Annotated in this window: 12 protein-coding genes; 6 read left to right on the top strand and 6 right to left on the bottom strand. The window is 61.8% G+C overall.

Annotated features, from left to right (window positions below):
* Positions 1 to 5 precede the first annotated feature (5 nt).
* On the top strand, positions 6 to 347 hold the full coding sequence (locus AC3EA7_RS01870; protein WP_488612326.1) for a rhodanese-like domain-containing protein: 342 nt from the start codon (positions 6 to 8) through the stop codon (positions 345 to 347).
* 104 nt (positions 348 to 451) lie between these two features.
* On the opposite strand, the gene AC3EA7_RS01865 is transcribed toward AC3EA7_RS01870, so the two are convergent.
* Genes AC3EA7_RS01865 through AC3EA7_RS01850 form a run of 4 tightly spaced genes read right to left on the bottom strand, consistent with a single transcriptional unit; the run spans position 452 to position 4,392 of the window.
* On the bottom strand, positions 452 to 2,026 hold the full coding sequence (locus AC3EA7_RS01865) for a 1,4-alpha-glucan branching protein domain-containing protein (RefSeq protein ID WP_488612325.1): 1,575 nt from the start codon (positions 2,024 to 2,026) through the stop codon (positions 452 to 454).
* Entirely contained in the window at positions 2,023 to 2,985 is a 963-nt protein-coding gene (locus AC3EA7_RS01860; RefSeq protein ID WP_488612324.1) for a phosphotransferase, read from the bottom strand. The genes AC3EA7_RS01865 and AC3EA7_RS01860 overlap by 4 nt, the downstream gene beginning before the upstream one ends.
* Before the next feature lie 24 nt (positions 2,986 to 3,009).
* On the bottom strand, positions 3,010 to 3,876 hold the full coding sequence (locus AC3EA7_RS01855) for an amidohydrolase family protein (RefSeq protein ID WP_488612323.1): 867 nt from the start codon (positions 3,874 to 3,876) through the stop codon (positions 3,010 to 3,012).
* A gap of 9 nt (positions 3,877 to 3,885) precedes the next feature.
* Positions 3,886 to 4,392 (bottom strand): hypothetical protein, encoded by a 507-nt coding sequence (locus AC3EA7_RS01850; protein ID WP_488612322.1) that lies wholly within the window; start codon positions 4,390 to 4,392, stop codon positions 3,886 to 3,888.
* A 150-nt stretch (positions 4,393 to 4,542) separates the two neighbouring features.
* Here AC3EA7_RS01850 and ggt point away from each other — a divergent pair, with 150 nt between their 5' ends.
* The 5 genes from ggt (at position 4,543) to AC3EA7_RS01825 (ending at position 9,957) form a co-directional block, all read left to right on the top strand.
* Positions 4,543 to 6,171, top strand: a complete 1,629-nt coding sequence (ggt, locus tag AC3EA7_RS01845) for a gamma-glutamyltransferase (protein WP_488612321.1) — start codon at positions 4,543 to 4,545, stop codon at positions 6,169 to 6,171.
* Between the two features lie 454 nt (positions 6,172 to 6,625).
* Positions 6,626 to 7,111, top strand: coding sequence for an NUDIX domain-containing protein (locus AC3EA7_RS01840; RefSeq protein ID WP_488612320.1), 486 nt, complete (start codon positions 6,626 to 6,628; stop codon positions 7,109 to 7,111).
* 31 nt (positions 7,112 to 7,142) lie between these two features.
* Entirely contained in the window at positions 7,143 to 7,634 is a 492-nt protein-coding gene (locus AC3EA7_RS01835; RefSeq protein ID WP_488612319.1) for an NUDIX hydrolase, read from the top strand.
* 12 nt (positions 7,635 to 7,646) lie between these two features.
* On the top strand, positions 7,647 to 8,921 hold the full coding sequence (gene serS, locus AC3EA7_RS01830) for a serine--tRNA ligase (protein WP_488612318.1): 1,275 nt from the start codon (positions 7,647 to 7,649) through the stop codon (positions 8,919 to 8,921).
* A gap of 103 nt (positions 8,922 to 9,024) precedes the next feature.
* Positions 9,025 to 9,957 (top strand): SH3 domain-containing protein, encoded by a 933-nt coding sequence (locus tag AC3EA7_RS01825; protein WP_488612317.1) that lies wholly within the window; start codon positions 9,025 to 9,027, stop codon positions 9,955 to 9,957.
* Between the two features lie 11 nt (positions 9,958 to 9,968).
* Here the strand turns inward: AC3EA7_RS01825 and fabF are convergent, their stop codons facing one another.
* Together fabF and fabD are read right to left on the bottom strand one after the other, a co-directional pair.
* Positions 9,969 to 11,213, bottom strand: coding sequence for a beta-ketoacyl-ACP synthase II (fabF, locus tag AC3EA7_RS01820; protein WP_488612316.1), 1,245 nt, complete (start codon positions 11,211 to 11,213; stop codon positions 9,969 to 9,971).
* 507 nt (positions 11,214 to 11,720) lie between these two features.
* Positions 11,721 to 12,713 carry an ACP S-malonyltransferase gene (fabD, locus tag AC3EA7_RS01815; RefSeq protein WP_488612315.1) on the bottom strand — a complete coding sequence of 331 codons (993 nt, stop codon included), beginning with the start codon at positions 12,711 to 12,713 and terminating at the stop codon, positions 11,721 to 11,723.
* Positions 12,714 to 12,809: the final 96 nt, after the last annotated feature.

Here is a 12,809-nt window from a genome sequence, read left to right as displayed (position 1 = left end):
GCGCCATGTTCAGTTTTTTCCGCCCGCAACCCCGACACGACGAAATTACGCCAGTCGAGGTGCAGCAACGCCTTGCCCGCGGTGATCGATTGTACCTGCTCGATGTGCGCGAGCGCGAAGAATACGTCGAGGCGCACATTCCCGACAGCGTGCTCATCCCGCTCGGTCAGTTATCGCGCAAACTGAGCAGCATTCCGAAGGATGCCACGATCATCGCCATCTGTCGTTCGGGCAATCGCAGCGGCGTCGCTGCCGACATGCTCCGGCGCGCCGGATATGGCAATGTGCTCAACCTGCGCGGCGGCATCATCGCATGGGCGCGCGCCGGGCTGCCGATTGTCACGTAACTATCAACCACGGAGACACAGAGGACACAGAGAGCATTTTTGCTCTGGAGTCAGAACGCCTTCTACCACGCGCTGCTCCCTCCGCGCCTCTGTGGTTCCAGGCATCAATCCGTAGGCTCCGCCGCCAGAACGCGGTAGTTCAGATGAGGGAAGGGATTGTCGATCTCCTCGATGGAAGCAAGTATCGTCCGATCTGCTTCATCGAGCGAGGCGCGCTCCGCCAGCGCACACATCTGCTGGCAGCGCGCCAGGTGATCCCACGGACGATGCGACTCACTGGCATCGTTCCGGTTGAGCAGCAACAACCAATCGCTCGACTGTGCCAGCAACAATTCGCGCACGGCCTGATTGAGCGCGCGTTCCTGGTCGCCGTGGGCATTGGGGAAGCGTCGCGCCATCCCAACAACCCGATCTTCCGCTTCGCCAACCGCACGACGGAGCAGAGCGCCTGCCGGGGAGTTCCAGGCGGAATGATCACCCCCAGGACCCCATGATCCATCCTGCAGCGCCACGCTCTGGCGCGGTCGGAAGGTGCGCAGATACGGCGAAGGTGTCGTCAGGGCAAACGGTCGATGGTTCAGAACCGTTTCCAGGAGTGCGCGCAACCAGGCGACGCCTTCGAACCAGCGCCGCCCCAACACATCTGCGTCGAGCGGAATAACCGCAATCCCCGGACGATCATGGCGGTCGGCAAACGCGCGCAATTCGATCGCCGCCCATTCGGCAAAGTGGGCGGCATGCTCCTGAGCGCGTCGAAATGCGTGATACGGGTCGTAAGGTTCGACAACCGTATCGCTGTCACCGTTGCGCCAGATCGGCAGATGGGTGATACGATCCCGGCGGGGCGCCAGATAGAGCGGATCACCAACATAGCCGATGCCAGGCGAAACGATCTGAAGCGACGCATCAACCGCGCGCAGCAACGCGATTATCCGGCGCGGCGCCACCCACCGGGGGCGCAGGTGGGTGATATGGGCATCCGAGGCAACACTTGCCGGATCGATAATGAAATAGCGGGTGCCATTCAGGCGCAGCGCCTGATCCAACCCTGTGCGAAAACCGCACTCAGGCAGCCAGACACCGCGCGGACGGCGACCGAGCAGACGGGTGATCGTCAGGGTTCCGACATCGAGCTGTGCACGCACTGACTCCTGGCGCGATAGCAGCGGCAGATACGCATGCGTTGCAGCCCCTCCCAGCGGTTCGACCGTTCCATGTCCATGCGCACACAACTCGCGCAGCGCTGCGACCACATTACGCCCATAGCGCCCGATAAAACTGCGAAGAATGCCCTGCCCCCAGTCGAGGTAAAAACGCGCCAGATACGCCTGATGCCGTTGCCGTTGACGCTGCCAGCGCCGCAAAGCCGCCTCGCAGCGCGCCAGCCACCGTTCCATCCAGACGACAAAATGTTTCTGCACAACAATATCCGCCAGTTGTTCGAGCAACACCGGTGAATACGCCAGCGACACATAAGGACGCATGCCACGTTCGTGCAGATCATACAGGACGTTCAACGTGGGAATGATCGAGAAGGCAATCATCTCGTGCAACGGATCCTCGCCGTCGGGACGACGACCGGCAGCGCGCAGGTATGGCATATGGCCGGTGAGGATGAGCGCTAGCGCGCCAGGAAACAAACGATGTACGTTCTCGCCGGTCTGTCCATCGTTGCTCACAGGAGCGCCTCCAGACGAGCCATCACCGCCACCGGCAAACCCGCAAGCACGACCGGGTCGGCCAACTCGAACGCATGCACGACATCAATCAGCAACCGCAGACGATCCAGGCGCGCATGATGTTCGGCGGTCAACGCTCCTCCCATTTCGTACCCTTCTAACACACTCTGGCGAAAGACAGGCGACTGGCACGATGAGAGCGCATATGCCAGATCAAACAACGGATCACCCCCCACCGGCGCTTCAGGTCGCACCAGACCTTCGAGTTGCACCGATTCGCCAATGGTGACAATCGCGCGCGAAGGCTCAATCGCGCCGTGCAGCACACGTGGTTGGGCACAGGCAAGCGCCGGGTGATTGAGTGTCGCAGCATAGAGCGCCGCAGTCACATCTGAACCCAACACGGTTTCTGCACGCGCAGCAACGCCCTGTTCATCGAGCCAGCGCGCCAGCGCGTCACGCCACGTCCGCGCCGTCCAGCGACCAGCGGGCGTCGGCGCGCCAAACCCTGGCGCCTCGATCCGATGCACCCGTCGCAGGACACGCCCGATCCGCCTGCCGGCAACCCGCGCCAGCGCCGTATCATTGAGCGCAGCAAGCGTCAGGCTGCCCGGATATGTTTCGAGGGCATAGGTGAACGGAACCGTGGCGCAGCTCAGGTCATAGGTCATCAGGCGCGGCGCAGGCAGATCGCGCGTCGCCAGCATACGCAGGAAGAAAACCTCATGCGCCAGATTCCCATCCGGTGCGATCACCAGCAGCAGATGGTTTGTCGCCATCGTCATGCGCACCTCGATGCGCTGATTCGTTGCACATACGAGGGTGGCGCCGGTCGGACGCACCTTGACAGGCTCGACAATTGCCGCTACGTAGTCGCCAAGGCGCGCCAGAATGCGTCGCAGCGCCTCCGACGAGGCAGGATCGTTCGGGTGGAGATTTTGATTGAGATGCGCCCACACAGGCGCAAGATACCATGGAGTGCGCTATCGTGCAACTGTGGGGAGGCGATAGATACGGCGAGCATTCTCAGACCAGAGTTTCCGCTGCGCCTCTGGCGAGAAGTCCACCGTCAGCGTCGCAAGCGTCTCAACCCAGCGCCGATAACTGGTCGCCAGCAACGCCACAGGCCAGTCGCCGCCGAACATCACGCGATCCTCACCGAACACCGTGAGCGCATGCCGGATATAGGGCGCCAGATCATCGACGGTCCAGCGTGCATGATCGGCCTCAGTGGCCACGCCGCTGATTTTGCACGCCACATTCGGCAAACGCGCCAGAGCAGCGATGTGCTCGCGCCACGGTTCAAGCGCGCCGCTGCGAATATCCGGTTTGGCGATATGGTCGAGAATGAACGTGACGCCGGGACACTGACGCACCAGTTCAATGACCGCGGGCAACTGGTAATGATAGATGCAGATATCGAACGACAACCCGTAGTCCGCCAGCATCTCGACGCCGCGAACGAACGAGGGTTGCAGACAGTACGCCGGGTCTGGCTCCCCCTGGAGAATGCGTCGCACGCCTTTGACGAGCGGACCGGCGGCGACCAGCGCCTCGAGGAACGACCGCGCACACTCGCCATCTTCCAGCGGCGCCCACGCGACAATTCCTTGAAGGCGCGGTTCCTGCTCCGCCAAACGGACGATATGCTGCGCCTCAAGCAGGGCATAGGCAGGCGCTACTTCCACCTGCACATAGACCATGGCGGCAATATTCAACCCGCCAGTGTGCTCATAGAACGCCTGCATATCGTAGGCGCGGTTGAGCAGGTCATTGCCATCGAGCCATGGAATGCGAAAATGCGCCGGGTCCCACAGATGAAGATGTGTATCGACAATTTCGTGATCCATATTCAGTCATCACAAACGCAGCCGCTCCCACAACGGTTTCGGCGCTCCAATGCCAAAGGTTTTCCATGCAGTCAGCAGATACATCACCGTCAGCAACTCGAGGATCAGGATGATCCAAACCGACCACACAAACCCGGTCTCGACCCACTGATGCACAGCAACCGGAAGCCCCCGCACCAGCAGCCCAATGATCGAACTGCGCCAGACAAACGCCGCACCCAGCCCCGCTGCCGCCAGCGGTCCCCCGATCACGTGCGACCACCAGGCGCTCTGCATCACTTCCCACAAGCCCCAGAAGAACCAGACAATCGTAAACGGCACAATAATTGCGAGTGCAATATCGATTATCTGCATTGCCAGCGAAACCCCCAGCGCGGCTTTGTATGCGATCAGCGCCACAGCAAGCAACGCCAGGGCAATGCCTGCAGCAACCCCTATGCCTGCAAGAATTGCCAATCCCACCGGACGCTGCACACGCATCGATGAGCTGACGACGCGAATGCCGGTACGGCTCATTCCACATCCTCCCTTGATGCTGACGGGGCAGAACCGATGGAATGAAGCGAGAACACAACGTATTGTTGTTTTGGATTCTACGAGGTATTATAGCAGAGGTCAGGTTTTGGTTGTCAAGTTTCGGTTTTGTCATCCTTTGAGAGAACATCCATGTCACACACCGATTTCGCACCTGTGACCGGTGAGCGTTTTCGTTCACGACGCTCCGTTGTTATGACCAGGCGTGGCGTCGTTGCCACCAGTCAACCACTGGCGGCTCAGGCGGGTCTGCGTATGTTGCTGGACGGCGGGAGCGCCACTGATGCGGTTATTGCCGCTGCTGCTGCGCTCAATGTCGTCGAACCGATGAGCACCGGCATTGGCGGGGACGCCTTTGCCCTGGTGTATGACGCTCAATCGCGCACTGTTCGTGCGTTGAATGGGAGTGGACGCGCACCGGCCGCATTATCGCGTGAAACGTTCGCAGCGCGAGGATTGACCGGCATCCCGCTAACTGGAATGCTGCCTGTGACCGTTCCCGGCGCTGTGGATGCCTGGATCGAACTGCTGACGGCGTATGGTCGCCTGCCCCTTGCGCAGGTGCTTGCACCCGCCATCGAGTACGCCGAAAACGGCTTCCCGGTCAGTGAGATCATTGCACGCGGCTGGCAACTGGCGGAACCGAAACTCGCCGCCCACCCCGATACAGCCCGCACCTACCTGCCGCACGGTCGCGCCCCGCGCGCCGGCGAACTGTTTCGCCAGCCGGGCCTGGCGCGCTCACTGCGGCTGATCGCCGAAGGCGGGCGCGATGCGTTCTACCGCGGCGCGATCGCGGCGGCGATTGCTGAAACCAGCGCGCGCGACGGCGGCGTGCTGACCCTTGACGACCTGGCGGCGCACCGTTCGACATGGGAAACGCCGATCAGCGTCGCCTATCGCGGGTATACGGTCTATGAGTGTCCGCCGAACGGGCAAGGGATTACAGCGCTGATGGCGTTGAACATCCTCGAAGGATTCGACGTGGCGGCGCTGGCGCCTGCTTCACCAGAAGCGCTGCACCTTCAGATCGAAGCGTTGCGACTGGCATTCGCCGATGCAGCGGCATATGTCGCCGATCCGGCGCATGTGCGCGTTCCGACTGACTGGCTCCTCTCTGCTGCGCATGCCGACGAACGTCGCGCGCAGATCGATCCGCAGCGCGCAATGCCATCCGTCCACGCCAACCCGCTCCCTGGCGGGCACGATACTGTGTATGTCACGGCAGTCGATGCCGACGGCAATGCAGTCTCATTCATCAACAGCCTGTATATGGGATTCGGTTCAGGCGTGGTGGCGGGCGATACTGGCATCTGCCTGCAGAACCGCGGCGCCGGTTTTGTGCTCGATCCGGACCACCCGAACTGTGTGGCGCCTGGCAAACGTCCGTACCACACCATCATTCCGTGCATGGTCACGCGCGGCGACCGGCTGTGGGCCAGTTTTGGCGTCATGGGAGGGTTCATGCAGCCCCAGGGGCACGTGCAAATGCTGATCAATATGATCGACTTCGGCATGAACCCGCAGGAAGCGCTCGACGCGCCGCGCTTCGAGTTGATCGACCCCTACCTCAGCCAGGATGCGGTGGCGCTGGAACACGACTCAGACGTTGCGGCTGCACTCACGGCGCGCGGTCATCGCGTTGTGGATCGCCAGGGCATGTTCGGCTTCGGCGGCGGGCAAATTATTGTCGTCGATGACGCTGGCGTGCGCCACGCCGGTTCCGATCCGCGCAAGGACGGATGTGCTGTGGCGTATTAGCGCCTATCCTGAAAATCGCTGCGTGACGTGTGGCCGGCAGGTGAAGATGGGGCCTTCGCCTGAGAGAGCGATCAGCCGAAACCTGGACCATCAAGGACGGGGAGCGGCGGACGTTGGCTTCGACAGGCTCAGCCAACGTCCGCACTGCGCACCCAGGACATTGCACGCTGTTTACAAGGCTGATATAATACCGGCAACGACAGTGACGGAGACGACGTAGGCGCTCATCAGCACCCAGAGAACCGCCGGTTGGTGCGAGGCGGCTGCCGGATGACTGCCGAATCCCCTCCTGAGTCGCCTGGGAAAAGCGCGGCATCGTTCGCCCGCTCGAACCAACGCCGGGAGCGCCCGTTACCGCGCAGAGGAATGAGGTCGCGTCCGCCGGACGCGGCGAATGAAGGTGGCAACACGGGGGAGCAAACTCCTCGTCCTTCGCGGACGTGGAGGTTTTTTTATGAATCAGATCGTCAATGGCACACTGGCGCTGATCTACCGCCTGGCGGACACGGCGCGCGGCGCGCTCTGGCATATCGCCCGTCCAGCGCTCCTTGGCGTGCGCGCGCTGGTGGTGCGCGACGATCAGGTGCTGCTGGTGCGTCATCGCGGCGGCGCAACGCCGTGGGGGTTGCCCGGCGGCGCGGTCGATCCCCACGAACGGCTCGAAGAAGCCGCGCGCCGCGAGGTCTACGAAGAGTCCGGCGTCGTGGCGGAGGTTCAGCGCGTGCTCGGCGTCTATGATGCCTTTCATTTCAATTATGTCAATTACATTGTCGTCTTTGTGTTCACGACGCGGAGCGCGCCGGTTGCATCGCGTTCGATTGAAATTGCCGAAGCGCACTTCTTCCCGTTCAGCGACCTGCCCGATGGCATCGATCCCGGATCACGCCGCCGGATCGAAGAATATCTGGCGGGCGCTGCGGGAGTTTCAGCATGGTGGTAGCACCCTTTTCTTGAGAACAAATGGAGCATCTATGCCTGCATATACGCCGATCCTGGCAACGCTTGGATACGTCATGTCGCCTGATGGCGCCTCGGTGCTGATGGTGCATCGCAATGCACGCCCCGACGACGTGCACTACGGAAAATACAACGGGCTGGGGGGCAAACTCGACTCGCACGAAGATGTCGTCAGCGGTATGAAGCGCGAGATCCGCGAGGAAGCCGGCATCGAGGTGGAAGAGATGGTGTTGCGTGGCACGCTCAACTGGCCCGGCTTCGGCAAGAATGAAGAGGACTGGTTTGCCTTCGTCTTCCGCATCGATCGCTGGAGCGGCACGCCATTCACCAGCAACCTGGAAGGAGACCTGGAATGGGTGCCGTTGACGCGTCTGCACGACCTCAACCTGTGGGACAGCGACCGCCTCTGGATCGATATGGTCTTCGCGCGTGACCACCGGACCTTCTTCGGCGTTGCGCCGTACAAGAACGGGAAGATGGTTTCATGGCACTACGTGCTGCTCTGAAAGGAATCGCCCATGCTGGACATCCGATTGATCCGTGAGCAACCCGACATGGTCAAGGCAGCGCTTGGCCGGGCAGGCGTCGATCCGGCGCAGATCGACGCCGTGCTGGCATACGACGAGCGCCGCCGCGCTTTGCTGCGTGACGTGGAGCAACTGAAAGCGTTGCGCAACGCCGTCTCGAAAGAGATCGGCAAAATGAGCGATGCCGCCGGGCGTGACGCGAAGATCGCCGAGATGCGCGCCGTCGGTGATCGCATCGCTGCGCTCGACCGCGACCTCGCGGCGGTTGAGGAGCAGCAGCAGGCGGCGCTAATGGAACTGCGCAACCTGCCGCATCCTGCGGTTCCCGACGGGCCGGACGAAACGTACAATGTGGTCGTTGCGCAGGAAGGCGAACCGCGCACCTTCGATTTTACGCCAAAACCGCACTGGGACCTCGGCGAAGCGCTCGACATCATCGATTTCGAGCGCGGCGTCAAACTCTCCGGCTCGCGTTTCTACGTTCTCAAAGGGCAGGGAGCGCGCCTGCAACGCGCCCTCATTCAGTGGATGCTCGACCTCCACATTCAACAGGGATACTACGAGGTCTACACGCCGTTCGTGGTAAAAGAGCAGTGTATGTGGGGTGCGCGCCAGTTGCCCAAGTTCCGCGACAACCTCTACCGCGACGTGGAAGATGACCTGTGGCTGGTGCCAACTGCCGAGGTGCCGGTGACGAATCTGCACCGCGATGAGATTCTGGAGGCGGATCAGTTGCCGCTGCGCTATTGCGCCTACACCCCCTGCTTCCGCCGTGAAAAGATGAGCGCCGGGCGCGACGTGCGCGGCATCAAGCGCGGGCATCAGTTCGACAAAGTCGAAATGTATATGTTCGTCCGCCCGGAAACGAGCTACGACGAACTCGAAAAACTACGCGCCGACGCCGAGGAGACCTGCCGACGGTTGGGATTGACGTTCCGCACCAAAGAACTCTGCACCGGTGACCTGGGATTCGCTGCCACCCGCACCTACGACATCGAGGTGTGGGCGCCGGGGCAAGGTGAATGGCTCGAAGTCAGTTCGTGCTCGAATGTTGAAGCCTTTCAGGCGCGGGCAGCGAACATCCGCTACCGTCCAACGCCGGGAGCGCGTCCGGAGTACGTCCACACACTGAACGGATCGGGCTTGGGCTTGCCGCGCACGCTGATCGCCATCATGGAGAACTACCAGCAGGCTGACGGCAGCATTGTCGTCCCTGAAGCGCTGCGCCCCTACATGGGCGGCATCGATGTCATTCAACGGTCATGAAACTGCATTGATTGAAACGAACATCTGTGCTACGATTAAGATGACACAAGGCAGGAGGCGAGAGGCGAGAGGGGTGCAGGTTGAAGGTGGCAGGAGGATCGCAGTGACACGTATCGAAGAGAAAGTGCGACGCGGCTTTGACCTGGTGCAACGCGCTGGCGAGGACAGCGACCTGCTTGGTGCGGCGTTGCTGGCGTTCCACAGCGCGCTGTCGGACTATCTGGACGCCGAACTGCGCCGCAGTCCGTTGTTGAGCGATGCAGAACGCCAGGGGATCGACGAAGGAACGATGACCTGGCCCGTGCGCGCAACACTGGCGCAACGCATCGGATTGCTCACCGAAAAGCAGCGTGACCGTGTGCTCGAGATCAATCGGGTGCGCACCGGTTTCGCTCATGGTGAGGGCTTTGCCGGCAGTGCGCGCAGTGTTGCCGCCTACGGCGAATTCGTCGCCGAACTCTGCGGCCTGGCAGCATCCCCCTCCACGCGCGAGACTGCGCCACACCGCGCACCGACCGCCGCCCACCGCACTGCGGCTAGTTCGGCCACCACCACAGCCGCCTCTCCCTCGGCAGCCAGAGCCTCCGGGTTGCGCGCCCGCGCCGAAGAGCGGAAGGCGCGGCGGGCAGGGCTGATCCCGGAGAGCGGATCGTTGCGCGTGGCGCTGGCGGCAGTCGCCGTATTGTTTCTGATCGTTCTAGCGGTTATCGGCATGCAGCAACTGACGCCTGCGCCTCCTTCGATTGCCGGAGCGCCGCCAACAACGCTTTCTGCAGCGATTGCAGCGCCGCCAACCAATACCCCCACGCCCCAGAAAGCGCGGATTGTCAACCTGCCGCCCGGCGGGCCGGGGTGGCTGCGCACGACACCGAGTTTCCGCGCACCGACCCAACCGGTCCCGCTCAGCGAAGGGCTGGAAGTGACGCTTCTCGAGCGCGATCCCGTCGATGCCGAGGGGACGCGCTGGCGCTTTGTGAGCGTCGGCGGCTACGACGGCTGGTGCCCGGAACACAACCTGGCATTGGGGAATGGTTGAACGTTGCGGATTTACCCCTCGAAGCGACGCATCAACAGCGCGGAGTTGTGCCCGCCCAATCCAATCGAATTCGAGAGCGCCACACGCACATCGGCGGAGCGCGCCGTATTCGGCACATAATCCAGGTCGCAGTCGGGGTCAGGCTCTTCAAGATTGATCGTCGGCGGAATACGTCCATCGCGGATGGCAAGAGCGCAGATCAGCGCCTCAACCGCGCCGGCTGCGCCCATCATATGCCCGAGCATCGATTTGGTGGAACTGATCGCCAGGCGATAGGCATGATCGCCAAACACCGCCTTGATCGCGCGTGTTTCGGCAAGATCATTGAGCGGCGTGCCGGTGCCATGCGCATTGATATAATCCACCGCTTCCGGCGGCAGACCGGATTTGCGCAACGCCATCGCCATCGCGCGCGCCGCGCCGCGCCCCTGATCATCGGCGGCGATCATATCGCCCGCATCACAACTATTGCCATAGCCGACGATCTCCGCCACAATCGGCGCGCCGCGCGCCAGGGCATGATCGAGGCTTTCCAGCACCAGTGCGCCCGCGCCTTCCGAAAGAATGAACCCGTCGCGGCGGGCATCGAACGGCTTGCAGGCGCGTTCGGGATTGAGGTTATCCTCTGCCAGACCACGCATATTCGAGAATGACGCCACAATCGTTGGGTGGATCGGCGCTTCACTCCCGCCGGCAATCACCACGGTGGCATCGCCCCGACGGATCAGTTCATACGCCTCGCCGACATTGTGCCCGCCGGTCGAGCAAGCGGCGACGACAGCCATGTTCGGACCCTGCGCCCCCAACTGGATGGCAATGTAACCACTCGCCGAGTCGGGGATCATATTGGCGATCAGAGTTGGAGAAACGCGCCGGGGACCACGTTCGCGCAGCACATCGTGGTTATCGAAGATCAGATCAAGGCCGCCGGCGCCACTGCCAAAGACGACACCGACCTGTTCCGGGTTTTCGTGCGCCATATCGAGGCGCGCATCGCGCACCGCCTCGAGCACGGCATTGAGCGCGTATCGAACGTACAGCGGCATTCGACGCGCTTCACGCGCATCGACCGTCGGATCGAGCATAAAACCGCGCACCTCGCCGGCAATCCGGATCGTAAAATGGGAAGCGTCAAAACGGGTGATCGCACCAATCCCACTGCGTCCGGCCAGGAGCGCTTCCCACGTCAACCGAACTGTGTTGCCACACGGCGTCACAGCGCCCAGACCAGTAATGACGACTCGCTGCCCACTCATGGCAGAGCCTTTCCAGTCACGTAGCAGCAATCCGGCAGCCAGCGCGACACTTACTCGAGCCTCTGCTCTCCACCCACATCATCGCGTAATCAATGCAAACCTTATAGAGCGATCAACCGGATGTTACACAATAATTGCCTGTGTTAACAGGCGAACGTTGGCTGAGCCTGTCGAAGCCGACGTTCGCCGCTCCACGTCTTTGCAGGGTTTCGTTGATCGCTCTATTAGTCGGGTCAAGCCGGCAAGAACTTGCAAATTGAGCATCTATCCCGGTCGTGATGGCGCAGCGTTCAAGCAACGAAGCAATCTTCCACAAGGCGGAAAGATTGCTTCGCTGCACCTGGCGGCTATCCGAAAAATCGCCGCGTAACGCGCCGCCGGGCAGACGAAGGTATTGCCTGTACCTGCCCGGCGCGATTTTCCAGATAAGCCCTTTCTGCAACGCCCGCCTCTCACATATTCGGACAGGCGCTGACATCTTGATGTTTCAATGTCTGACTGATTATATCAGATGCCAGAGCCTTCCTCTTCGCTTTCCGCTTGCGTCACCAACCGAGCCACCTCGGCGTCGGTGAGCGGAACCGGTTTGGCATGGGGCGTAATGCGCTTGATCAGCCCCGAGAGCACCTGGCGCGGACCGACCTCGACAATCGTATCGACACCCTGGGACACTATCTCCTGCACCGAGCGCGTCCACTGCACCGGGCGCGTCAACTGCTGCGAGAGTTCATGCCGCAGTTCTTCGACGGTTGTCAGCGCGCGCCCGCTGATATTGGCGATCAGCGGCACTTCCGGCGGGCGCAACTGGAACCGATCCAGCAGTTCATCGAACCGCGCCGAGGCGCTCTGCATCAATGGCGAGTGCGCTGCGATGCTCACCTGCAGGCGCTGCACGAGTTTTGCGCCACGCGCCTTTGCCAGTTCCATCGCGCGCTGCAACGCCCGATGTTCGCCAGAGATCACCGTCTGCCCCGGAGAGTTCGCATTGGCGACCGAGACCACCCCTTCCGCCTGCGCCTCCTGCACAACCTCTTCCAGGGTCTTGTCATCGAGACCGACCACTGCCGCCATCCCACCGGGGCGCTGCTCACCGCTCTCCTTCATTAACCGCCCCCGTTCGCGCACCAGTTTGAGCGCGTCTTCGAAATCGAGCACCCCAGCCGCGACGAGCGCGGTAAATTCACCAAGGCTGTGACCGGCGACGAGGGAGGGTGCGCCCAGATATCCGAAGGGACCAAAACGCTCCTTGAGCGCCTCGAGACATGCAACGCTCACCGTCAGAATCGCAGGCTGCGCATTGATGGTATCATCGAGTTCTTCCTGCGGACCTTCGAAGCACAGTTTGGAGAGTTCGAAGCCCAGCACCTGATCCGCCTGCTCGAAGACCCGGCGCGCAGCCGGCGACGCCTCGCACAACTCCCTGCCCATGCCCACGTATTGCGAACCCTGCCCTGGAAACACCAGCGCGATTCGCTTTCTCATATCATCGAGGGTATTCAAGTGATCCTCCTGACGAAGGGGTTTGCTCAAGCGGCTGGCTGCCATGCGTCGTCTTTGACGTTACGGCAGACAATAACCAACGAGCGAGCTTCTTCG

Source organism: Roseiflexus sp. (assembly GCF_057785375.1).
Note: the sequence above shows the minus strand (reverse complement) of the source record. Positions and strands in the feature narration are given on the sequence as shown.